Below are 22,174 nucleotides of genomic sequence, written 5' to 3'. Positions count from 1 at the left end.
CGGAAGAACGGTGCTCGTTCGGAATTACTTGCGACCAGGGGACGGATGGGACCGCGCAGTGCGGGGCTACGAACGCCAGGAGCGAGAGCCGGCGGCTGACGTCGACCACCTCTCTCGGTTCGAGGCCGAGATGGAACGGCTGAAGACCGAGCGGGAGAAGGCCGTCCAGCACGCCGAGGACCGCGGCTATCAGGTCGAGGTGCTGCGCGCCAAGCTGCACGAGGCGCGCCGCAGTCTGGCGACCCGTCCTGCCTACGACGGGGCCGACATCGGCTACCAGGCCGAGCAGATGCTCCGTAATGCCCAGATGCAGGCCGACCAGCTGCGCGTCGACGCCGAGCGCGAGATCAGCCAGGCACGGGCGCAGACCCAGCGTCTCCTGCAGGAGCACGCCGAGCATTCGGCCCGGCTCCAGGCGGAGCTGCACCAGGAGGCCGTCACCCGGCGTCAGCAGCTCGACCAGGAGCTGGCGGAACGCCGCCAGACCGTCGAGTCGCACGTCAACGAGAACGTGGCGTGGGCGGAACAGCTCCGCGCCCGCTCCGAGTCCCAGGCCCGCCGGCTGCTGGACGAGTCGCGCGCCGAGGCCGAGCAGGCGCTCGCCGCGGCCCGCGCCGAGGCCGAGCGGGTCGCCGCCGAAGCCCGCCAGCGGCTCACCACCGACGCCGAGGCGGCCCGCGCGGAGGCCGAGGCGCTGCTGCGCCGTGCCCGCACGGACGCCGAGCGGCTGCTGAACGCCGCCTCGACCCAGGCCCAGGAGGCCACCGACCACGCCGAGCAGCTGCGCAGCTCCACGGCGAGCGAGTCGGACAACGCCCGCCGTCAGGCCACCGAGCTGAGCCGGACCGCCGAGCAGCGGATGAGCGCCGCCGAGGCGGCGCTGCGCGAGGCGCAGGCCGAGGCCGACAAGGTCCTGAACGAGGCCAAGGAAGCCGCGGCGAAGACGATCGCGAGCGCCGAGTCGGTCAACGAACAGCGCACCCGTACGGCGAAGGAGCAGGTCGCCCGGCTGGTCAACGAGGCCAGCCAGGAGGCCGAGACCACCAAGTCCGAGGCCGAGCAGATCGTCGCGGACGCCCGCAGCAAGGCCGAGACGATCGTCGCGGAGGCCGAGGAGAGCGCGCGCAGCCTCACCGCCGAGGAGACAGCCTCCCAGCTCGCCAAGGCGGCCCGGACCGCCGAGGACGTCCTGAACAAGGCGTCCGAGGAGGCCAAGCGGACCACGAAGGCGGCGTCCGAGGAGGCCGAGCGGATCCGCACCGAGGCGGAGACCGAGGCCGACCGGCTGCGCGCCGAGGCGCACGACATCGCCGAGCAGCTCAAGGGCACGGCGAAGGACGACACCAAGGAGTACCGCGCCAAGACGGTCGAGCTCCAGGAGGAGGCGCGGCGGCTGCGCGGGGACGCGGAGCAGCTGCGTTCGGACGCGGTCGCCGAGGGTGAGCGCATCCGCGCCGAGGCCCGGCGCGAGGCCGTCCAGCAGATCGAGGAGGGCGCGCGGACCGCCGAGGAAGTGCTCGCCAAGGCGAAGGCGGACGCGGACGAGCTGCGCCAGGCCGCCACGGCGGACAGCGAGAAGGTCCGCACCGAGGCCATCGAGCGCGCCACGACGCTGCGCCGGCAGGCCGAGGAGACGCTGGAGCGGACCCGTGCGGAGGCCGAGCGGAACCGCGCGGACGCCGTCGAGCAGGCCGAGACGATCGCGGCCGACGCGGAGCGGGCCGCCGAGCGGCAGCGCGAGGAGACCGAGCGGGCCATAGAGGCCCGTCAGGCCGAGGCCGCCGAGGGGCTGGCCCGGCTGCACACGGAGGCCGAGGAGCGTCTGGCCGCCGCCGAGCAGGCGCTGACCGACGCGCGCGGCGAGGCCGAGCGGATCCGCCGCGAGGCCGCCGAGGAGATCGACCGGCTGCGTTCGGAGTCCGCCGAGCGGATCCGTACGCTCCAGGCTCAGGCCGCGACGGAGGCCGACCGGCTGCGCGACGAGGCCGCGGCGGACGCTTCGACGTCCCGTGCCGAGGGCGAGGCCATCGCCGTACGGCTGCGTTCGGACGCGGCGGCGGAGGCCGAGCGGCTCAAGTCGGAGGCACAGGACAGCGCCGACCGGGTGCGGAGCGAGGCACAGGCAGCGGCCGAGCGCCTGGCGGCCGAGGGTGCCGAGACGCTGGCCGCCGCGCAGGAGGAGGCCGCCCGGCGCCGCCGCGAGGCCGAGGAGACCCTCGGTTCGGCGCGCCAGGAGGCCGACCAGGAGCGCGAGCGGGCCCGCGAGCAGAGCGAGGAACTGCTGGCTTCCGCGCGCAAGCGCGTCGAGGAGGCACAGGCCGAGGCCGTACGTCTCGTGGAGGAGGCCGACCGGCGCGCGACCGAGATGGTCACCAACGCCGAGCAGACCGCGCAGCAGGTGCGGGACTCGGTGGCGGGGCTGCACGAGCAGGCCCAGGAGGAGATCACCGGGCTGCGCTCGGCCGCCGAGCACGTGGCGGACCGTACGCGGACCGAGGCGCAGGAGGAGGCGGACCGGGTCCGCGCCGACGCGTACGCCGAGCGCGAGCGGGCCTCCGAGGACGCGGCGCGGCTGCGGCGCGAGGCGAGCGAGGAGCGGGAGGCCGCGAGCGCGCTCGCGGAGCGCACGGTCGCGGAAGCGATCGCGGAGGCCGAGCGGATGCGCTCGGACGCCTCCGAGCACGCCCAGCGGGTGCGCACCGAGGTGTCGGACGCCATCGCGAACGCCGACCAGGACGCCGCGCGCACCCGTGCGGACGCCCGGGAGGACGCGAACCGGATCCGCTCGGACGCCGCCGCGCAGGTGGACACGCTCATCACCGAGGCGACGGCGGAGGCCGAGCGGCTCGGGACCGAGACCGCGGCCGAGGCCGAACGGGTACGCGCCGAGTCCGTGGCCAAGGCCGAGAAGCTCATCGCGGACGCGACCGGTGACGCGGAGCGGCTGCGCGCCGAGGCCGCCGAGGCGGTCGGTTCCGCTCAGCAGCACTCCGAGCGGATCCGCACCGAGGCCGAGCGCTTCAAGGTACGGGCGACGGAGGAGGGCGAGCGGCGTACGACGGCCGCGCGCGAGGAGGCCGACCGCCTGCTGGACGAGGCACGCCAGGAGGCCAACAAGAAGCGCTCCGAGGCGGCCGAGCAGGTCGACACGCTCATCTCCGAGACGGCGGCCGAGGCGGACAAGCTGCTCTCGGAGGCGCAGCAGAGCGCGCAGAAGACGACGGCGGACGCCGAGTCGCAGGCCGACACGATGGTCGGTGTGGCGCGTGGCGAGGCCGAGCGGCTCGTCTCGGAGGCGACCGTCGAGGGCAACACCCTCGTGGAGCGGTCCCGTGCGGACGCGGACGAGCTGCTGATCGGCGCGCGCCGGGACGCCACGGCGATCCGGGAGCGCGCCGAGGAACTGCGCGACCGTGTCACGTCCGAGATCGAGGATCTGCACGAGCGGGCGCGCCGCGAGTCGTCCGAGGCGATGAAGAACGCGGGCGACCGGTGCGACGCGCTCATCAAGGCCGCCGAGGACCAGCTCGCCGAGGCCGAGGCGAAGGCCAAGGACCTGGTGGCGGAGGCGAACTCCGAGGCGAGCAAGGTCCGTATCGCGGCCGTGCGCAAGGCCGAGGGGCTCCTCAAGGAGGCCGAGCAGAAGAAGTCCTCGCTCGTCGGCGAGGCGGAGAAGATCAGGTCTGAGGCCATCCAGGAGGCGAAGGCCGCCGTCGAGGAGGGCAAGCGCGACCTGGAGGTCCTCGTCCGGCGGCGTGAGGACATCAACACGGAGATCTCCCGTGTCCAGGACGTCCTGGAAGCGTTGGAGTCCTTCGAGGCTCCCGCGGCCGGCAAGGACGGCGGGGTGAAGGCCGGTGCGGCCGCGGGGGCGGCACGGTCGGGTGGCAAGGCGTCGGAGAGCTAGGCGGAAGCGCGGATTACGTGCTTAGTAGGACGTTTGTCACAGGTTCTGGCAAGTCTTCCGACGGCCGGCCACCCAAAAGGGGTGTCATTCTCCAGATCAAACACGTATCCGCTCGATGACACACCGCATTGCCCCCTAGGATTCCACCTATCACCTCACCGGTCTCATTCGACAGGAACCCCATGAGCGACACTTCCCCCTACGGCTTCGAGCTTGTGCGGCGTGGATACGACCGCGCTCAGGTGGACGAACGCATCTCGAAGCTCGTCTCCGACCGTGACAGCGCTCTGGCCCGTATCACCGCCCTTGAAAAGCGCATCGAGGAACTCCATCTCGAAACGCAGAACGCCCAGGCGCAGGTGAGCGACGCCGAGCCGTCGTACGCCGGTCTCGGCGCACGCGTCGAGAAGATCCTCCGCCTCGCCGAGGAGGAGGCCAAGGACCTGCGCGAGGAGGCCCGTCGCGCGTCCGAGCAGCACCGCGAGCTCGCCGAGTCGGCGGCTCAGCAGGTGCGCAACGACGCCGAGTCGTTCGCCGCGGACCGCAAGTCCAAGGCGGAGGACGAGGGCGTCCGGATCGTCGAGAAGGCCAAGAGCGACGCCTCTCAGCTGCGCTCCGAGGCGCAGAAGGACGCGTCCTCCAAGCGCGAGGAGGCGGACGCCCTCTTCGAGGAGACCCGCGCCAAGGCGGCCCAGGCCGCCGCCGATTTCGAGACGAACCTCGCCAAGCGCCGCGAGCAGTCCGAGCGCGACCTGGCCTCGCGGCAGGCCAAGGCCGAGAAGCGCCTCGCGGAGATCGAGCACCGCGCGGAGCAGCTCCGCCTGGAGGCCGAGAAGCTGCGCACGGACGCCGAGCGCCGCGCCCGCCAGACGGTGGAGACGGCTCAGCGCCAGGCCGAGGACATCGTGGCCGACGCCAACGCCAAGGCCGACCGGATCCGTTCGGAGTCCGAGCGCGAGCTGGCCGCCCTCACCAACCGCCGCGACTCGATCAACGCGCAGCTCACGAACGTCCGCGAGATGCTCGCGACGCTCACGGGCGCCGCGGTGGCCGCCGCCACCGGCCCGGCGGAGGACGAGCCGATCTCCCGCGGGGTTCCGGCACAGCAGTCCCGGTAACCGCACAGCACGACACCAGGGCCCGCTCCCTCTGCCGAGGGCGCGGGCCTTGTCGTCAAGTGGCAGGCCCCCGGGGGCCGTCTTAGCGTGGCCGCATGATCGAGCTCGAGGGGCTGACGAAGCGGTACGGCGAGAAGGTGGCGGTCAACAACCTCACCTTCTCCGTCAGACCCGGCATCGTGACCGGCTTCCTCGGTCCCAACGGCGCCGGGAAGTCCACGACGATGCGGATGATGCTCGGGCTCGACCGTCCCACGGCCGGCGACGTACGGATCGACGGGCAGCACTACGACCGGCTCAAGGACCCTCTCAAGTACATCGGCGCCCTGCTGGACGCCCAGGCCATGCACGGTGGCCGCAGCGCCTTCAACCATCTGCTGTGCCTCGCCCAGAGCAACGGCATCCCGCGGGCCCGGGTGCACGAGGTCCTCGACACCGTCGGCCTCACCGCGGTCGCGCGGAAGAAGGCGAAGGGGTTCTCGCTGGGCATGGGCCAGCGGCTCGGCATCGCGGGCGCGCTGCTGGGCGACCCGCGGATCCTGATGTTCGACGAGCCGGTCAACGGCCTCGACCCCGAGGGCATCCACTGGATCCGCAACCTGATGAAATCCCTCGCGTCCCAGGGCCGTACGGTCTTCGTCTCCTCCCACCTCATGAGCGAGATGGCGCTGACCGCCGACCATCTCGTCGTCATCGGCCAGGGCAGGCTGCTCGCCGACACCTCGATGGCGGACTTCATCCGGCAGAACTCGCGCAGTTACGTCCGGGTCCGCTCCCCGCAGCGCGAGCGGCTGCTCGACGTGCTGACGAGCGCGGGGATCACCGTCGTCCAGACGGGCGGCGGGGCGCTGGAGGTGGACGACGGGAAACCGGAGCGCATCGGGGAGCTGGCCGCGCAGCATCGGCTCGTGCTGCACGAGCTGAGCCCTCAGCAGGCTTCGCTGGAGGAGGCGTTCATGCGCCTGACCGCGGAGTCGGTGGAGTACCACGCGCACACGGACGCGCCGGGGCAGGAACTCGCGCCGGGGCAGGAACTCGCGTCGGGCCCGCCGGACGCGCGCCCCGTCCCCGCCCCTGGCCCGCAGTGGGGCAGCGACTGGAAGAAGGGCTGAGAGATGGCGGCCACCCAGGTCCTCAGGTCCGAGTGGACCAAGATCCGTTCAGTGTCGTCCACGGTGTGGACGCTGAGCCTCGCGGCAGTCGTCACGATCGCGCTGGGCCTGCTCATCTCGATCCTCTCCAAGAACGAGTTCGACAACCTGAGCCGCCAGGACCGGCTCACCTTCGACCCGACGTTCATCAGTTTCGCGGGCATGACCCTCGGCCAGCTCGCGATGATCGTGTTCGGCGTGCTCGTCGTCGGCAACGAGTACAGCACCGGCATGATCCGCACCTCGCTCTCGGCGGTCCCCCAGCGCGGCACCTTCCTGTTCAGCAAGGTCGCGGTGGCGGCCGGCCTCGCCCTGGCCGTCGGGATGATCACCAGCTTCATCACGTTCTTCGTGGGGCAGGCGGCGCTCGGCACGCACAAGGCGTCGATCAGCGACACGGGGGTGCTGCGCGCGGTGATCGGCGGAGGGCTCTACATGACGCTCATCGCCGTGTTCTCGATGGGTGTCGCGGCGATGCTGCGCTCCCCGATGCTCTCGCTGGGCATCCTGATGCCGTTCTTCTTCCTGATCTCCAACATCCTGGGCGCGGTCTCCGCGACCAAGAAGGTCGGCCGCTACCTCCCCGACCAGGCCGGCAGCAGGATCCTGCGGGTGGTGACACCCATCGACGACACCCCCTACGGTCCCTGGGGCGGCCTCGGCATCATGCTGCTGTGGGTGGCCGTGTCCCTGGCCGGCGGCTACGCCCTGCTCAAGAAACGGGACGCGTAGACCGCCCCGACGGATCGTCACCGTCCGGACCGGGGAGAAGTCGGCCCGTCGAAGTCTGACCAGCCACCAGCCGAAGAGTCTCAACGCGATCGACTTGATCAGGGCGACGCATTCTCTTTTCCCGTCCCACCAGGAAAGACGAGTACCTGACAGAACGGCCGTACGAAAACTCGCCCTCTCCTGGATCTTTCACCCGTTGATGGGCGGGACTTTACTTCCCCTTGAGTGGAACCGCCGACGCCCGGATATCCTCCTAACCCTTACGGGGGCGTGCGCCCCGACGTCCTGAACCTTTCGATGGGTGCGGAGAATGATCGAGGCAGTCGGCCTGACGAAGCGCTACGGCGCCAAGACGGCCGTGTACAACCTTTCCTTCCAGGTCCGGCCTGGTGCCGTCACCGGGTTCCTCGGGCCCAACGGCTCGGGCAAGTCGACGACGATGCGCATGATCCTGGGCCTCGACAACCCGACCTCCGGGCAGGTGACGATCGGCGGCTTCCCCTACCGCAGGCTGCCCAACGCGCCCCGCCAGGTCGGCGCGCTCCTCGACGCCAAGGCCGTCCACGGCGGCCGGAGCGCCCGCAACCACCTGCTGAGCCTGGCCCAGCTCTCGGGCATCCCGGCCCGCCGCGTGGACGAGGTGCTCGGTGTCGTCGGCCTCCAGGACGTGGCCCGGAAGCGCTCCAAGGGCTTCTCGCTCGGTATGGGCCAGCGCCTCGGCATCGCCGCCGCGCTCCTCGGCGACCCCCAGGTGCTGCTCTTCGACGAGCCGGTCAACGGCCTCGACCCCGAGGGCATCCTTTGGGTGCGCAACCTGATGAAGTCCCTGGCCGCCGAGGGCCGTACGGTCTTCGTCTCCTCGCACCTGATGAGCGAGATGGCGCTGACCGCCGACCACCTCATCGTGATCGGCCGCGGCCAGCTTCTCGCCGACCAGAACATCAAGGACTTCATCTCGCACAACTCGGCCGACTTCGCCCGGGTGCGCACCCCCGACACCGAGCCGCAGCAGCGCGAGAAGCTGACCGCCGCGCTGACCGAGGCCGGCGGCCAGGTGCTGCCCGAGCAGGACGGCGCGCTGCGCGTCACCGGACTTCCGCTCCCCCGCATCAGCGACCTCGCGCACTCCTCCGACGTCCGCCTGTGGGAGCTGTCGCCGCACCAGGCCTCGCTGGAGGAGGCGTACATGCGGATGACGCAGGGCGCCGTCGACTACCGCTCGACCGTCGACCAGAAGGCCGGGCTCCAGCAGCCGCTGCCGCCGGGCGCCATGCCGCCGCCGCAGATGCCGGTGGCGGGCCAGGGCCAGCCCGGCTGGTACGCGCCGCTGCCGCCCCAGCAGGGCGGGCAGCCCTTCGCCATGCCGCAGGCCGGTCCCTACGGCGCTCCCGCGGCCCCCGAGGCGGGCGCTCCGGGCCCGTACGGCGCTCCGGCGGCCCCCGGCGCCACGGACGTCAACCCGTACGCCCAGGGCCCCGCGAGCCCGCCCGCCGCCGCTCCCGCGCCCGCCGCCCCGGCACCCGCGCCCGAGTCCGCACCCACGACCGCGCCCGCCGCCGACCTGACCAAGCCCGAGGACGCCCGATGAGCACGCCCCAGCCCCCGATGCCGCAGCAGGCCGCCGCTGCCCCCGACTGGCAGGCGGCGCCCGGCCATTCGTACACCTCGCCGATCCCCGTCACCCGCACCCACCTCGGGCACGCGCTCAACTCCGAGTGGACGAAGATCAAGTCGGTGCGCTCCACGATGTGGACGCTCGGGATCTTCCTGCTCCTGGTGGTCGGCATCGGCTTCCTGGTCGCCGCGCAGACCACGAACGAGGACTTCGGCGACGTGCCGTACACGATCCCGGCGTTCTTCGGCCTGATGCTCGGGCAGATCTGCCTGATCACCCTGGGCGTGCTCGTGGTCTCCTCCGAGTACGGCACGGGCATGATCCGGACGACGTTCACGGCCTCGCCGCAGCGGTACCGGGTGCTGGCCGCCAAGCTGGTCATCTTCTTCGCGGTGGCGTTCGGCGTCTCGGCCTTCGCGATCGGGCTCGTCGGTCTGTTCACCGAGGGCATGCACAGCGACGCCTCCGGCGACGCCTCGGACATCGCCTGGGGCGGCACCGTCGTGATGGGCGCGCTGTACGTCTCCCTGCTGGGCGTGCTCGCGCTCGCGGTGGGCTCGATGCTGCGTCACTCGGCGGGCGCGATCACCACGATGCTCGGTGTCGTGCTCCTGCCCGCGATCATGCCCGCGTTCCTGATGATGTCCGAGAGCATGCGCACGATCGGCGAGAAGATGCAGGAGTACAACGCGCCGAACGCCCTCGCCCACGTCTTCCGGCTCGACTCGGAGAACGGCAACGGCGGTGCCCAGCTCGGTCTGCTCGCCGGGGTGACGGCGGCGGCGGTCGTCGGCGCCTTCGTCCTCCTGGAGCGCCGGGACGTCTGACGGCCGCGCCCACCGGCAGGACCGCCCGAACAGGACGGCCGCACAGGACCGCCCGGACAAGGCGGTCCGCGCAGGACGGTCTGCCGCCGGGAACGCCGAAGGCGCCTAGAACCTGGGCGCGTTACGGGACCGCTGCACCCGCGTGGTGCGGCGGTCCTTCGCGTTCCAGCAGGCCTTGTGCCAGTGCCGCCGCTCGTCGACGCCCGAGTGCTCCGGCCAGGCCACCACGTGCGGCACCCCGGAGGGGATCAACTGGTCGCAGCCGGGGCAGCGGTAGGTCTTTCCCTGCGCGCTCGCGCCCGCCACATGGCGCACGCTCCACTCCTCGCCCTGCCAGCTCTCATTGGACTGCCAGCCGCCGTACCGGTCCGACGAGTCCTCCTCCGGGCTCCTGCCGGAGGAGCCGGTGTCCTTCGGACGGTTGCGACGCGGGGACAAGGGACACCTCACGGAGCTATACAGGGAGCAGGGGCCGACACAAGCCTACGCGGCACGCACATGGGTACGCGTACTCCGCCAACCCGCACAGATCCCCTCTCGGACCGTCCTCGGACCGTCTCCGGACAGCCCAATTCCCAGACAATCCGCAAATCTCTCCGCAAGGCCGTGTCTTCGGCACGTGTCAGGCGGTTATGCCGGGTGGGGGAGCTCCGTGTCGGAGCCGAGGAAGCAGGAAGTTCGATGCACGTTGGAAGCTTTGTACTGGCCGCCCAGTTCCCTGGACAGGGCCAGGGAGAGGCCCTGCACCGCGCGGTGCGGTCGGCCGAGGTCGCCGAGGAGGCCGGACTCGACGCGGTCTGGCTGGCCGAACACCACTTCGTGCCGTACGGGACATGCCCGTCTGCCGTCACACTCGCCGCGTATCTGCTCGGCCGTACCGACCGTATCCGGATCGGCACCGCCGTCAGCGTGCTGCCCACCGTCCATCCCGTGGCGCTCGGCGAGCAGGCCGCCCTGCTGCACCTGACGTCCGGGGGGCGGTTCTCCCTGGGGGTCGGCCGCGGCGGCCCCTGGGTCGACCTGGAGGTCTTCGGCGCGGGCCTCGCGGCGTACGAACACGGGTTCCCGGATTCACTCGATCTGCTGCTCCGCTGGCTGCGCGAGCCGTCCGTCGCCGGCACCTCCGAGCGGTTCCCGTTCCGTGAAGTCCCCGTCGTACCACGCCCGTCGGAGGCGCTGAGCGGCGCTCCGGGCCCCGAGGTCGTCGTGGCGTGCACCTCGCCCGCGAGCGTGCGGCTCGCCGCCGAGCGCGGGCTGCCGATGCTTCTCGGCATGCACGTCGGGGACGAGGAGAAGGCCGAAATGGTCGCGCTGTGGAGGCGGCACGCGCGCGCGGCGGGCCGCCCGTCGGACGAGATCCTCACGGCCTCCCATGTCTCCGCCGGTGTCTGCCAGATCGCGGACCGCCGGACGGACGCCGTCGAGACGCTCGTCAAGGCGATGCCGGGCTGGCTGAAGCAGGGACTGGACGCCCACGTGACGGTCGACGGCCGTGCCCGCTCGATGCGGGACCCGGTGGCGTACACCGAACTGCTCTGCGGACTGCACCCGGTGGGCACCCCGCGGCTGTGCGCCGACCGGCTCGCGGCGACCTCGGAGCGGACCGGCATCGCACGGTTCGCCCTGCTCGTCGAGGGTTCGGGCGACCTGGCGGCGACCGAGGAGAACGTGCGGCGGCTCGGGGCCGAGGTCCTGCCCCAGCTCAGGTGACCGCACGGCGTCCGGCCCGACGGGACGGACACGCGGGGAGCTTGCCGCCCCAGTACCAATGCACCTCCCGCGTACGGAGCGGCAAGCAATGCGGCATCAGTGCGTCAGCAGTCCCTGAACTCCGGGGACTGGTTGAGCAGCTGACTGCGGACCGAGGTGAAGCGTGCCAGTGTGTCGTCCACCGAGTCGTCCAGTGGGAACACCGCCACCCGGTGGCAGTTCTGGAAGGCCAGCCGCACTCCGAAGTGCCGCTGCAGCGCGCCGCGTATCGCGTCACTCGCGAGCGCACGCAGCAGCTGGCCACGTGCCTGCTCGTCCGGCGGGGGCGTCTGGTTGTCGGCGAAGTTGCCGCCGTCCACCTTCAGCTGGGCCACCAGGGAGCTGATCATCTCCCACGCGTAGGGCAGGGAGGTCCGGACGCAGTCGACGAATTCAGCTTCATCGACCTCGCCTCGCTCGGCCTGTTGGAGTAGGGCCGGTGAGACGTCGAGCGACATGGGTACTCCTCTCGCACCCCCACACCTCGGGGGTTGCCGGACAGGGACGGGGACCGCGATACCGAACACGCTGAGTACATGTATCGCGACCTCCCGTTCATACGGTAAGCATCGGCAGGTAACGGCACCAGGAGAATGGGCACATAGCGAACCTCCGGTAGGCCGACAATCGGCCACGGAGGAACAGGGAATCTTCAGGATCAATGGGGTGACCCGCGAGAACGCCGGCCGGGCCGGACGACGGAAGCCGGAAGAACAAATGGGGCGAACCATGAGTTCCTCCTCGGGGCCGGGCGCGGGAGGCGTGAGCGGGACGGGCGCGAGAATCGCGTGCACCACCGCCGGTCGAGTAGCGTTGCCGACCATGCGTCTCGTCATTGCCCGCTGTTCCGTGGACTACGCGGGCCGGCTCACCGCCCATCTCCCGTCGGCTCCCCGCCTGATCCTCGTGAAGGCGGACGGCAGCGTCTCCATCCACGCGGACGACCGGGCCTACAAGCCCCTCAACTGGATGTCGCCGCCCTGCACACTGAAGGAGGGGTCCGGCGACGACGAAGGCACCTGGACCGTCATCAACAAGGCGGGCGAGAAACTCATCATCACGATGGAGGAGATCCTCCACGACTCCTCGCACGAACTCGGCGTGGACCCCGGCCTGATCAAGGACGGCGTGGAAGCGCACCTCCAGGAGCTGCTCGCCGACCGCATCGAGACCCTCGGCGAGGGCTACTCGCTCATCCGCCGCGAGTACATGACGGCCATCGGCCCGGTCGACATCCTGTGCCGGGACGCCGAGGGGCAGACCGTCGCCGTCGAGATCAAGCGCCGCGGCGAGATCGACGGCGTGGAGCAACTCACGCGCTACCTGGAGCTGTTGAACCGGGACCCGCACCTCGCGCCGGTCCGCGGCGTCTTCGCCGCCCAGGAGATCAAGCCGCAGGCCCGCGTCCTCGCCACCGACCGCGGCATCGGGTGCGCGGTCCTGGACTACGACGCCCTGCGCGGTATCGAGGACGACAAGCTGCGGCTGTTCTGAACCCCCCGGGTTCGTATACGACACAGGGCCGGGTCCGACATCGGACCCGGCCCTCCCCTTTACCCGGACAGTCCGGTATGTCCGGACCGCGCGGACTCAGATGACCGTGCCGCTCGGTGACGTCGTGGCGAAGCCGGTGCCCGTCGACGCGGTGCCGGCCGACGTCTGCGACGCCGACCTGCTCGGCACGGGGCCGCTCGCGGAGTCGGTGGTGGCCGGGGTCGTCGACGTACTGGCCGACGGCGACGTGGACGGCGAAGGGCTCGACGACTTCGTGGAGGAAGCCGACGGCGAGGCGCTCGACGACCTCGTCGGGGACGAGGAGGGCCTGTGCGTGGGCGGCTTCGACGGCGACGCGGACGACGACTTCGAGGGCTTGCTCGTGGCGGCGTGCGTCCCGCTGGGTTCGCCGGACGGCTGCCGGCTCGCCGTGGCCGTGGGGGTCGGGTCGTCCGAGGTGCCGTACGTGCCGTCGGGGCCCGGGTCGGTGGGGGTGGCCACCACGCCGGCGGAGGAGTCGTCGCCCTTCTTCGGCGTGTCCGCGCCCAGGCTGTCCTCCTGGCTGTCCTGCGTGGCCGACGGGTTGACGCCGACCTTCTCGGACGGCGTCCCGTTGTTGTGCTCCGAGGTCGCTCCGAGGGTCACCACGGTCCCGAGGACGGCGACGAGGAGCGCGCCCGCGCCCGCGGCCACCAGATTGCGCCGGGTGCCGGTGACCAGCCGCCCCGCGACGCTCCGCGGCCCGGCCGCGGGAATGCCGGGGCTGCCCGGGTGGGCGAGCACCGTGACGGTGTCGCCCGACGGGTCGGTGCGGGGGAAAGCGGCCGGCACACCGCCGGGAGGCGACACCGACTCCTCGTGACGCGCGTCGGGCACCTCCTCGCCCGCCGGGGTGCGCCCGCCGGTCAGCTGAAGGGTTCCGGAGCGGTCGGTGACCAGCGCGAGGGCGCGGCGGCCGGCGGTGGTGCCGCGCTTGTCGGCGACTTCGCCGCGCAGGGCGACGGAGGCCTCCAGCTCGGCGCGGGACCGGTCGAGCTGGTGGCCGCAGAGCGCGAGTACACCCAACTCGTGGTGGAAGTAGGCCTGTTCCCCGAGGTCGTCGGCCAGCTCGGAGGCCTCGACGCCGAACCGCAGGACGCGCTCCCAGGCGCTCCAGTGCAGCCCCGCCGCGAAGGCGGGCGCGGCCGTGCGGGCGAGCTGGACGGAGACGCTGTCCTCGTCCTCGTCCTGCGGCACGGTGGTGACCGGGACCCGGACGTCCAGGGCGGCGAGCAGGGCGTCGGCCTCGGCGCAGACCCGCTCCGGGGTGACCGAGGGGTGCCCGGCCCACCAGGTGTAGTGCCGCGCGGCGGCCAGCGCGCTCTCCTGGAGGGTTTCCGTGTATCCGGAGGCCTCCAGCTGGGCCTGCACACCGGCGGCGAGCCGGTAGCGGGAGCCGACCGGGGAGACCAGCGCGGAGGCCGCGAGTTCGGCGAGCGCGGCGTCGGCGTGGGTGTCTCCCACGAGTGCGGGCAGATGGGCCTGGTGGGGCACCTCGCCGCCGAGCGCGACGGCGAAGCGCAGGGTGGCGCGCGCCGACTCGCTGAGCCGGGAGGCGAGCAGCGCGGCGGGCGCGGCGCCCTCGGCGAGGGAGGGCAGTGGTACGTCGGTGCCGTCGCCGGTCGTGAAGGGCGCGTCGGCGGGGGCTTCCTGGAAGACGCCGTAGTCGTCGAAGGCCTCTTCGCTGGCCTGCATCCGGTCGCGCTGCCGCAGCAGTGCTCCGGCCTGTATGAAGCGCAGCGGCAGTCCCTCGGACTCGAACCAGAGGTCGCCCGCCCAGTTCGACTCGTCCTCGGTCAGGACGCGTCCGACGGAGCGCTCCAGCAGTTCGAGGCCGCCGCTGCGGTCGAGGCCGCCGAGGAGGACCTCGTCGAGCTGGGCGTGCACGGAGGGGGCCGGTATGTCGGGGGTGGCGGCGATGACGAAGGCGCACTCGGGGGTGGCGTCGAGCAGCACGTCGAGGGCGGTGCCGCCGATCTCCGCGTCGTCGAGGATGACGACGGCCCCGATCTCGCGGACGAGCCGGTGCAGGTCCTCGTGGTCCGGGCGGTACAGGGGGGCGTCGTAGACGGCGGCGAAGAGGTCGTACAGCACGTCGCCCGCGGTGCGCCCGTGGCCGGACAGGCGGACGACGCCGTCGGGGGCGAGGTCCGCGCAGTCCTCGGCGACGGCGTCCAGCAGGACGGTGCGGCCCGATCCCGAGGGGCCGGTGAGCCGTACCGAGCGGCCGCGCGCGAGGAGGCGTACGACCTGCTCGCGCTCCTCGTGGCGGTCGAGGAGCGGCAGCCGGGGCTGTGCCGGGCCGGGGGGAACGGGCGGCTGGGCCGCGCGGGCCAGTTCGGCGCGTTCGGCGGCGCCGAACCTGGCCGGCGTCGCCGGCCGCTCGTTCGGCGGGCAGTTCTCTATCTCGCTGCCGTCGACGGGGTTGACCGTGAGCGCGAATTCACCCGTGACGAGCCTGACCGTGCGGACGGGCACGGGTTTGTGCTGGCCGAGGTCGGCTGCGAGCGGGTCACGCGGCGGGCGCGGGCGGGTCACCTGACCGTCGTCGTCGTGGCCGTGCTCTTCGGCTCCCCGGTTGATCGGGTCCATGTTCCAAGCCCCCCAAAAGCGTCGTGTGCCGATGCCCTCCCGGCCTGGCTGCACACCGCTTCGTCGCTTCTGGTCCGGTGCCCGCTCGTAGGGTTTCGGTCGGCGGGCAGCCGAACCCTAAACCTTCGCACAGTATCTACGAACAGGCGGGGTACCGCGCCGCCCGAAGCATCACAGCTTCGTGAGGATTGTGCACGGGGTGCCCCCGTGCGCCGGTCGGGCGCGTACGCGGGTCACGCACGCGAGGCGGCGACGGGGCGCGCGCTCAGCTCACACCCGGGGCAGGGACTCGACCCCGATGCCACCCTCGATCGCCAGGATCCGGTGCAGTCGGGTAGCCACCAGCAGACGCTGCATCTGCGGCGGTACGCCGCGCAGCACGAGCCGCCGGCCGCACCGCCCGGCGCGTCGGTGGGCCCCCATGATGACGCCGAGGCCTGTGGCGTCCCAGGAATCCAGCTCGGACAGATCCAGCACGAGGTCGCCGGCACCGTCGTCGACGGCCGAGTGCAGGACCGTACGGGCGTCCGCCGCGCTGCGTACGTCGAGGCGGCCCCCGACGACCAGCTCGGCGTGGTCGCCCCTGATGTACATATGCGCTCCCCGAGAATGCGTCTCGTAACTCCGCGTGTGTCTGTTTCCGCGTCTTCGCGTCTGCATGTTGTGCATGGTCTGACTGCCTGAGGGCCGTGGAGGTTGCCGTCTGTAAGCGAACCGATACCGAATTCACCTCATGGAGTGACATCCGCGAGGCGTGCACGGCTTCCGCGACACATGCGGCGACCGGATCCCGGTCGCCGCATGATCGTTCAGTGCTTGTAGAAGCCCTGCCCGCTCTTGCGCCCGATGTCACCGGCGTCAACCATCCGGCGCATCAGCTCCGGCGGGGCGAACTTCTCGTCCTGGGTCTCGGTGTAGATGTTGCCGGTGGCGTGCAGCAGGATGTCGACGCCCGTGAGGTCGGCGGTGGCCAGGGGCCCCATGGCGTGGCCGAAGCCCAGCCGGCAGGCCAGGTCGATGTCCTCGGCGGTGGCCACGCCCGACTCGTACAGCTTCGTCGCCTCGACGACGAGGGCCGAGATGAGGCGGGTGGTCACGAAGCCGGCGACGTCGCGGTTGACGACGATGCAGGTCTTGCCGACGGACTCGCTGAACTCCCGTGCGGCGGCGAGCGTTTCGTCGCTGGTCTTGTAGCCGCGGACCAGCTCGACGAGCTGCATCATCGGCACCGGCGAGAAGAAGTGCACGCCCACGACCCGCTCCGGGCGCTCCGTGGCCGCCGCGATCTTGGTGATCGGGATCGCGGAGGTGTTGGAGGCGAGCACGGTGTCAGGGCGGACGATCTTGTCCAGGGCCTGGAAGATCTCGTGCTTGACCTCGAGCTTCTCGAAGACCGCCTCGACGACGATGTCCGCGTCGGCGGCCGCGTCCAGATCGGTGGTCGCCGTGATCCGCGCGAGCGCGGCGTCCGCGTCGGCGGCCTCCAGCCTGCCCTTGCTCACGAACCTGTCGTACGAGGCCCTGATGCCGTCGAGACCGCGGTTCAGCGCCTCGTCGGTGACATCGCGCAGAACGACGTCCCAGCCCGCCTGCGCGGAGACCTGGGCGATACCGGACCCCATGAGTCCGGCTCCGATGACGGCGAGCTTCCCAGCCACTCAGACTCCCTTAACACGCTGCTTGTGTATGCCTCTTCGGCGGAGAGTAGCGTTCGGAAGGGGGCGGGAAACCCGTAAGTAACGCGTGTCACGGTCTCAGGGCGTGAGACACCCGTCACGTCCGGTCCGGAAGCGTCACGGACCCCGGATCAGCCCTCGGCCCGTACGGCGTAGCCGAGAACCTTCGGGCTCAACAGCTCCTCCATGTCGTCGAGGAGCACGAGGATCTCGCGCGACACCTCGTCCGGGGCACGGCCCGCCTTCATCTCGCGGCCGATGGCCGTCGTGACGGTCTGGTGGACCCAGTTGATCTGGCCGGCGACGAGGCCCGGCAGAGGGTCCCCGGGCGGCGCGCCGGTCTCCTCGCGCAGGGCTTCCTCCAGGCTCTCCAGGGCTTCCTGACCGATCGCCCAGAGCCGCGAGCGGAGCGCGGGGGCTTCGTCGACGACCTGCATGAAGCGGGCGACACCCGCCGCCAGGCCGAGCCGGGGCGAGACCGCCTCCACCTCCTCGCGCAGTTCACGCAGGACGGCGACGGCGGCCGACTCGCCCTTCGGGCGGCCGCGCACCCAGCGCGCGAGCCGGTCGACCACGCCCGCGGACCGGTCGAGGAAGAGGTCCTCCTTGGCCGGGAAGTAGTTGTAGACGGTGTTCACGGAGACGTTCGCGGCGTCCGCGATCTCCGCGACCTTCACGGCGTCGAAGCCCCGCTCCAGGAACAGCCCGGTGGCGACATCGGAGATGTACTGCCGGGTCTGCCGCTTCTTCCGCTCCCTGAGCCCCTCGGTCATGCACGCATCGTAGCTTTCGCTGGAGCTTCTGAATTTTTGGAGTCATTGCAAATTTTCAGTGACTCTGTTTTTCTTGACGGCATGGCAATCATCAGTACGGCCGGCCTGGCCCGTACCTTCGCGACGAAGCACGGCCCGGTCGAGGCGGTGCGCGGCATCGACCTCACGGTGCGGCCCGGCGAGATCCTCGGCCTCCTCGGCCCCAACGGCGCGGGCAAGACCACCACCCTCAAGATGCTCACCACCCTGCTCGCGCCCACCGGCGGCGCGGCGACGGTCGCGGGCCACGACCTGGCCGGCGATCCGGCCGGTGTGCGCCGCGCCTGCGGCTATGTGGCCCAGTCGGGCGGCGTCGACCCGCAGGTGACGGTGCGGGAGGAACTCGTCACCCAGGGACGGCTGTACCGGCTGACGAAGCCGCGGGCGGCCGAGCGCGCCGGGGAGCTGGCCCACGAGCTCGGCCTCACCGACGTGCTGGACCGCCGGACGGCCGCGCTCTCCGGAGGGCAGCGACGGCGCCTGGACATCGCGCTCGGCCTCACCCACCGCCCCGAGGTGCTGTTCCTCGACGAGCCGACGACCGGTCTCGACCCCGGCAGCCGGGCCGGCCTCTGGGACCTCGTCCGCGAGCTGCGCGACGCCTACGGCACCACGGTCTTCCTGACCACCCACCACCTCGACGAGGCGGACGCGCTCGCGGACCGGATCGTGATCGTCGACCGGGGCGTCGTGGTCGCCGACGGCACGCCCTCCGCGCTCAAGCTCGCCCACGCCGGTTCCCTCGACGCGACCCTCCAGGACGCGTTCCTCGCCATCACCGGCCGCGGCCCCGAGCCCGCCGGCGCCGCCCCCGCAGCCGTATAGGACGTACTGGCCGATGCTTCTCCACGACACCGCGCTGATCTTCGGGCGCTACGCCCGCCAGACCCTGCGTTCCCGCTTCGCGATGCTCTTCGGCGTCCTCATGCCCCTGCTCTACCTGCTCCTCTTCGGCCCGCTCCTGACCGGTCTGCCGCTCGGTGCCCGGGGCACGTCCTGGCAGATCCTCGTCCCCGGACTGCTTCTCCAACTGAGCCTGTTCGGCGCCGCGTTCGCCGGGTTCTCCGTCATCGTCGAGAAGAACCTGGGCGTCGTGGAGCGCATGCGGGTCACCCCGGTGAGCCGCCTCGCGCTCCTGCTGGGCCGCATCCTCCGCGACGCCGCCGTCCTGGTGCTCCAGTCCGTGCTGCTCGTCCTGGCGGCGCTGGTGACGGGTCTGCGCGCGCCGCTCGCCGGCGTCCTGATCGGCTTCGCCTTCGTCGCCCTGCTGGCCCTCTCGCTCGCCTCCCTGTCCTACGCGCTCGCCATGAAGGTCCGTACACCCCAGGAGTTCGGCCCCGCCGTCAACGCGCTCACCGTGCCGTCCATGCTGCTGTCCGGCCTGATACTGCCGATGGCGCTCGCCCCCGGCTGGCTGGACGTCCTCTCGCACCTCATGCCGCTGCGCTACCTCGCGGACGCGATGCGGGACGCCTACGTCGGCTCGTACACCACCGCCCACATGCTGTACGGGGTGCTGGTGACCCTCGCCCTCGGCGCGCTCGCCGTGACGGTGGGCACACGGGCGTTCCGCACGGCCGGGGCATAACTAGGCTGGGCTCATGGTCAATCTGACGCGCATCTACACCAGGACCGGCGACCAGGGCACCACCGCCCTAGGCGACATGAGCCGGGTCGCCAAAACCGATCTGCGGATCTCGGCGTACGCCGACGCCAACGAGGCGAACGCGGTGATCGGAACGGCGATCGCCCTGGGCGGCCTGGAGGACGAGGTCGTCCAGGTCCTCACCCGCGTCCAGAACGACCTGTTCGACGTGGGCGCGGACCTGTCGACACCGGTGGTCGAGGACCCGAAGTACCCGCCGCTGCGGGTCGAGCAGTTCTACGTCGACCGACTGGAGGCGGACTGCGACCTGTTCAACGAGCGCCTGGAGAAGCTCCGCTCCTTCATCCTGCCCGGCGGCACCGCCGGCGCGGCGCTCCTGCACCAGGCGTGCACGGTCGTGCGCCGGGCCGAGCGCTCGACCTGGGCGGCGCTGGAGGTCCACGGCGAGGCGATGAACCCGCTGACCGCCACCTACCTCAACCGTCTCTCCGACCTGCTGTTCATCCTGGCCCGCACCGCGAACAAGGACACCGGTGACGTGCTGTGGGTCCCGGGCGGGGAGCGCTGAGCGACTCCCGGCCACCCGCCGAACCGGACGAAGGGCGTCCGCGCAGGGCCCGAAGGTCACTTCGGGCCCGCCGCCGCGGGCGCCCTTCGCCGTCCCCGCCCGGGGTTCCGGCCGGCCGCGCACAGGGCTCCGGCCGGCCCCTTACCGAGGCACGAAGGCCCACGTCAGCCGCCTGCCGGACCGTCAGAACCGCACAGTCGTTCGTCAATGCGCGGCACCCGCACGGGAGTTGAGGATCAAGAGTGGCAGCGAAACAGTGGTCCAGACCTATTGACCTGTGGTCCAGACCTTCCTATCCTCACGGGCACCGTGGGTGTGAAGGCTCAGTCACGCCCCCCTCTCCCCCAACTCCCCCTGAGGAGGCGCGGAATGCGCTTCAGACAACGAGCGACGGCAGGGCTCGCCACCCTGCTGCTCCCCCTGGCCGGCCTGGTCGGTCTGGCGAGTCCGGCGCACGCCGCCGACAGCGCCACCGCCACCTACAGCAAGACCCAGGACTGGGGCACGGGCTTCGAAGGCAAGTGGACCGTCAAGAACACCGGTACCACCGCGATCAGTTCGTGGACGATCCAGTGGGACTTCCCCTCCGGCACCTCGGTCACCTCGGCCTGGGACGCGGACGTCACCAGCTCGGGCAACCACTGGACCGCCAAGAACAAGTCCTGGAACGGCACCCTCGCCGCGGGCGCCTCCGTCTCCTTCGGCTTCAACGGGGCAGGCTCCGGCTCACCGTCCAACTGCACGCTCAACGGCGGCAGTTGTGACGGCGGCACCACCGTCCCCGGCGACAACCCGCCCTCCGCGACGGGCACCCCCACCGCGTCCTCGATCACCGACACCTCGGTGAAGCTCTCCTGGAGCGCGGCCACCGACGACAAGGGCGTCAAGAACTACGACGTCCTGCGCGGCGGCAGCAAGGTCGCGACGGTCACGACGAACTCGTACACGGACACCGGCCTGACCGCCGGCACCGACTACTCGTACACCGTCCAGGCCCGTGACACCGCCGACCAGACCGGTCCGGTCAGCGGCGCGGTCGCGGTCCACACCACCGGTGGCACCACCAACCCGCCGCCCACCGGCAAGAACGTCAAGCTCGGCTACTTCACCGAGTGGGGCATCTACGGCCGCAACTACAACGTCAAGAACCTGGTGACGTCCGGCTCGGCCGCCAAGATCACGCACATCAACTACGCGTTCGGCAACGTCACCAACGGCCAGTGCGCGATCGGCGACTCCTACGCCGACTACGACAAGGCCTTCACCGCCGACCAGTCGGTCAGCGGCGTCGCCGACACCTGGGACCAGCCGCTGCGCGGCAACTTCAACCAGCTCCGTGAGCTGAAGGCCAAGTACCCGAACATCAAGATCCTCTGGTCCTTCGGCGGCTGGACCTGGTCCGGCGGCTTCGCCCAGGCCGCCGCCAACCCGGCCGCCTTCGCGCAGTCCTGCTACAACCTGGTCGAGGACCCGCGCTGGGCCGATGTCTTCGACGGCATCGACATCGACTGGGAGTACCCGAACGCCTGCGGTCTGTCCTGTGACAGCAGCGGCGCCGCGGCCTACAAGAACCTCATGCAGGCCCTGCGCGCCAAGTTCGGCACGAGCAACCTGGTCACCGCGGCCACCACGGCCGACGGCACCTCCGGCGGCAAGATCGACGCGGCCGACTACGCGGGCGCCTCGCAGTACGTCGACTGGTACAACGTGATGTCGTACGACTTCTTCGGCGCGTTCGCCGCGCAGGGCCCGACCGCCCCGCACTCCCCGCTCACCTCGTACAGCGGCATCCCGACGCCCGGATTCACCACGGCCGACGCGATCGCCAAGTTCAAGTCGAAGGGCGTGCCCGCCAGCAAGCTGCTCATCGGCATCGGCTTCTACGGCCGCGGCTGGACCGGGGTCACCCAGTCCGCGCCCGGCGGCACCGCGACCGGCCCGGCCGCCGGTACGTACGAGCAGGGCATCGAGGACTACAAGGTCCTCAAGACGTCCTGCCCCTCCACCGGCCTCGTCGCCGGCACGGCGTACGCCTACTGCGGCAACAACTGGTGGTCCTACGACACCCCGGCCACCATCGGAACGAAGATGTCGTGGGCCAAGAGCCAGGGCCTGGGCGGCGCCTTCTTCTGGGAGTTCAGCGGTGACACCAGCAACGGTGAACTCGTCAGCGCCATCAACAGCGGCCTGAGCTGATCGCAGGCCCAGACCGGACACCGCTCCACCCCGCACCACGAAACGAACCGCGGGCAGACCTCATGGTCCGCCCGCGGTTCGCTGTCTCGGTG

At 71.3% G+C, this 22,174-nt stretch carries 18 protein-coding genes; 12 read left to right on the top strand and 6 right to left on the bottom strand.

The window, feature by feature from the left end; translation table 11 throughout:
- The first annotated feature begins 58 nt into the window (after window positions 1-58).
- The 6 genes from scy (at window position 59) to ACF07B_RS26360 (ending at window position 9,350) form a co-directional block, all read left to right on the top strand.
- On the top strand, window positions 59-3,907 hold the full coding sequence (gene scy / locus ACF07B_RS26385; protein ID WP_392180755.1) for a polarized growth protein Scy: 3,849 nt from the start codon (window positions 59-61) through the stop codon (window positions 3,905-3,907).
- Window positions 3,908-4,089: 182 nt separating this feature from the next.
- On the top strand, window positions 4,090-5,025 hold the full coding sequence (locus ACF07B_RS26380) for a cellulose-binding protein (protein WP_326785464.1): 936 nt from the start codon (window positions 4,090-4,092) through the stop codon (window positions 5,023-5,025).
- 95 nt (window positions 5,026-5,120) lie between these two features.
- Window positions 5,121-6,137: an ABC transporter ATP-binding protein gene (locus tag ACF07B_RS26375; RefSeq protein WP_392180754.1), complete on the top strand. Its 1,017-nt coding sequence runs from the start codon at window positions 5,121-5,123 to the stop codon at window positions 6,135-6,137.
- A 3-nt stretch (window positions 6,138-6,140) separates the two neighbouring features.
- On the top strand, window positions 6,141-6,908 hold the full coding sequence (locus tag ACF07B_RS26370) for an ABC transporter permease (RefSeq protein ID WP_369486345.1): 768 nt from the start codon (window positions 6,141-6,143) through the stop codon (window positions 6,906-6,908).
- 310 nt (window positions 6,909-7,218) lie between these two features.
- Entirely contained in the window at window positions 7,219-8,496 is a 1,278-nt protein-coding gene (locus ACF07B_RS26365; RefSeq protein ID WP_392180753.1) for an ABC transporter ATP-binding protein, read from the top strand.
- On the top strand, window positions 8,493-9,350 hold the full coding sequence (locus tag ACF07B_RS26360) for an ABC transporter permease (RefSeq protein WP_384241137.1): 858 nt from the start codon (window positions 8,493-8,495) through the stop codon (window positions 9,348-9,350). The genes ACF07B_RS26365 and ACF07B_RS26360 overlap by 4 nt, the downstream gene beginning before the upstream one ends.
- Before the next feature lie 105 nt (window positions 9,351-9,455).
- Here ACF07B_RS26360 and ACF07B_RS26355 read toward each other — a convergent pair whose 3' ends face one another.
- A complete protein-coding gene (locus tag ACF07B_RS26355; protein ID WP_392180752.1) occupies window positions 9,456-9,788 on the bottom strand; it encodes an ATP/GTP-binding protein in 333 nt (110 codons plus the stop codon).
- Window positions 9,789-10,031: 243 nt separating this feature from the next.
- Between ACF07B_RS26355 and ACF07B_RS26350 the strand changes: the two genes are divergently transcribed.
- Complete coding sequence (locus ACF07B_RS26350) at window positions 10,032-11,060, top strand: LLM class flavin-dependent oxidoreductase (protein WP_369486134.1); 1,029 nt, start codon at window positions 10,032-10,034, stop codon at window positions 11,058-11,060.
- A 104-nt stretch (window positions 11,061-11,164) separates the two neighbouring features.
- Here the strand turns inward: ACF07B_RS26350 and ACF07B_RS26345 are convergent, their stop codons facing one another.
- Window positions 11,165-11,557 carry an SCO5389 family protein gene (locus ACF07B_RS26345; protein ID WP_266762851.1) on the bottom strand — a complete coding sequence of 131 codons (393 nt, stop codon included), beginning with the start codon at window positions 11,555-11,557 and terminating at the stop codon, window positions 11,165-11,167.
- Between the two features lie 364 nt (window positions 11,558-11,921).
- Between ACF07B_RS26345 and nucS the strand changes: the two genes are divergently transcribed.
- Window positions 11,922-12,593: an endonuclease NucS gene (nucS, locus tag ACF07B_RS26340; RefSeq protein ID WP_351859505.1), complete on the top strand. Its 672-nt coding sequence runs from the start codon at window positions 11,922-11,924 to the stop codon at window positions 12,591-12,593.
- A gap of 96 nt (window positions 12,594-12,689) precedes the next feature.
- On the opposite strand, the gene ACF07B_RS26335 is transcribed toward nucS, so the two are convergent.
- From ACF07B_RS26335 to ACF07B_RS26320, 4 genes are all read right to left on the bottom strand, one after another.
- Complete coding sequence (locus ACF07B_RS26335) at window positions 12,690-15,224, bottom strand: ATP-binding protein (RefSeq protein WP_392180751.1); 2,535 nt, start codon at window positions 15,222-15,224, stop codon at window positions 12,690-12,692.
- A gap of 270 nt (window positions 15,225-15,494) precedes the next feature.
- Entirely contained in the window at window positions 15,495-15,818 is a 324-nt protein-coding gene (locus ACF07B_RS26330) for an STAS domain-containing protein (protein WP_261707178.1), read from the bottom strand.
- A 215-nt stretch (window positions 15,819-16,033) separates the two neighbouring features.
- On the bottom strand, window positions 16,034-16,882 hold the full coding sequence (locus ACF07B_RS26325; RefSeq protein WP_369486131.1) for a 3-hydroxyacyl-CoA dehydrogenase family protein: 849 nt from the start codon (window positions 16,880-16,882) through the stop codon (window positions 16,034-16,036).
- A 149-nt stretch (window positions 16,883-17,031) separates the two neighbouring features.
- Window positions 17,032-17,673 (bottom strand): TetR/AcrR family transcriptional regulator, encoded by a 642-nt coding sequence (locus ACF07B_RS26320; protein WP_392180750.1) that lies wholly within the window; start codon window positions 17,671-17,673, stop codon window positions 17,032-17,034.
- 81 nt (window positions 17,674-17,754) lie between these two features.
- On the opposite strand from ACF07B_RS26320, the gene ACF07B_RS26315 reads away from it, so the two are divergent.
- The 4 genes from ACF07B_RS26315 to ACF07B_RS26300 all read left to right on the top strand — a co-directional run bounded on the left by ACF07B_RS26315 (window position 17,755) and on the right by ACF07B_RS26300 (window position 22,082).
- Window positions 17,755-18,537, top strand: coding sequence for an ABC transporter ATP-binding protein (locus tag ACF07B_RS26315; protein WP_392180749.1), 783 nt, complete (start codon window positions 17,755-17,757; stop codon window positions 18,535-18,537).
- Window positions 18,538-18,550: 13 nt separating this feature from the next.
- A complete protein-coding gene (locus ACF07B_RS26310) occupies window positions 18,551-19,300 on the top strand; it encodes an ABC transporter permease (RefSeq protein WP_392180748.1) in 750 nt (249 codons plus the stop codon).
- A 13-nt stretch (window positions 19,301-19,313) separates the two neighbouring features.
- Window positions 19,314-19,886: a cob(I)yrinic acid a,c-diamide adenosyltransferase gene (locus ACF07B_RS26305; protein ID WP_362398645.1), complete on the top strand. Its 573-nt coding sequence runs from the start codon at window positions 19,314-19,316 to the stop codon at window positions 19,884-19,886.
- Between the two features lie 369 nt (window positions 19,887-20,255).
- On the top strand, window positions 20,256-22,082 hold the full coding sequence (locus ACF07B_RS26300) for a glycosyl hydrolase family 18 protein (protein WP_392180747.1): 1,827 nt from the start codon (window positions 20,256-20,258) through the stop codon (window positions 22,080-22,082).
- Window positions 22,083-22,174 lie beyond the last annotated feature (92 nt).

Source organism: Streptomyces sp. NPDC015532 (assembly GCF_043078065.1).
Taxonomy (GTDB): Bacteria; Actinomycetota; Actinomycetes; order Streptomycetales; family Streptomycetaceae; genus Streptomyces.
This window is presented reverse-complemented; position numbering and strand designations above follow the sequence as displayed.

Excerpts from the sequence above, each read along its gene's own strand:
- ACF07B_RS26380 (WP_326785464.1), top strand. The coding sequence starts at position 4,090 with ATGAGCGACACTTCCCCCTACGGCTTCGAGCTTGTGCGGCGTGGATAC.
- ACF07B_RS26375 (WP_392180754.1), top strand. The coding sequence starts at position 5,121 with ATGATCGAGCTCGAGGGGCTGACGAAGCGGTACGGCGAGAAGGTGGCG.
- ACF07B_RS26370 (WP_369486345.1), top strand. The coding sequence starts at position 6,141 with ATGGCGGCCACCCAGGTCCTCAGGTCCGAGTGGACCAAGATCCGTTCA.
- ACF07B_RS26365 (WP_392180753.1), top strand. The coding sequence starts at position 7,219 with ATGATCGAGGCAGTCGGCCTGACGAAGCGCTACGGCGCCAAGACGGCC.
- ACF07B_RS26360 (WP_384241137.1), top strand. The coding sequence starts at position 8,493 with ATGAGCACGCCCCAGCCCCCGATGCCGCAGCAGGCCGCCGCTGCCCCC.
- ACF07B_RS26350 (WP_369486134.1), top strand. The coding sequence starts at position 10,032 with ATGCACGTTGGAAGCTTTGTACTGGCCGCCCAGTTCCCTGGACAGGGC.
- ACF07B_RS26345 (WP_266762851.1), bottom strand. The coding sequence starts at position 11,557 with ATGTCGCTCGACGTCTCACCGGCCCTACTCCAACAGGCCGAGCGAGGC.
- nucS (WP_351859505.1), top strand. The coding sequence starts at position 11,922 with ATGCGTCTCGTCATTGCCCGCTGTTCCGTGGACTACGCGGGCCGGCTC.
- ACF07B_RS26335 (WP_392180751.1), bottom strand. The coding sequence starts at position 15,224 with ATGGACCCGATCAACCGGGGAGCCGAAGAGCACGGCCACGACGACGAC.
- ACF07B_RS26330 (WP_261707178.1), bottom strand. The coding sequence starts at position 15,818 with ATGTACATCAGGGGCGACCACGCCGAGCTGGTCGTCGGGGGCCGCCTC.
- ACF07B_RS26320 (WP_392180750.1), bottom strand. The coding sequence starts at position 17,673 with ATGACCGAGGGGCTCAGGGAGCGGAAGAAGCGGCAGACCCGGCAGTAC.
- ACF07B_RS26315 (WP_392180749.1), top strand. The coding sequence starts at position 17,755 with ATGGCAATCATCAGTACGGCCGGCCTGGCCCGTACCTTCGCGACGAAG.
- ACF07B_RS26310 (WP_392180748.1), top strand. The coding sequence starts at position 18,551 with ATGCTTCTCCACGACACCGCGCTGATCTTCGGGCGCTACGCCCGCCAG.
- ACF07B_RS26305 (WP_362398645.1), top strand. The coding sequence starts at position 19,314 with ATGGTCAATCTGACGCGCATCTACACCAGGACCGGCGACCAGGGCACC.
- ACF07B_RS26300 (WP_392180747.1), top strand. The coding sequence starts at position 20,256 with ATGCGCTTCAGACAACGAGCGACGGCAGGGCTCGCCACCCTGCTGCTC.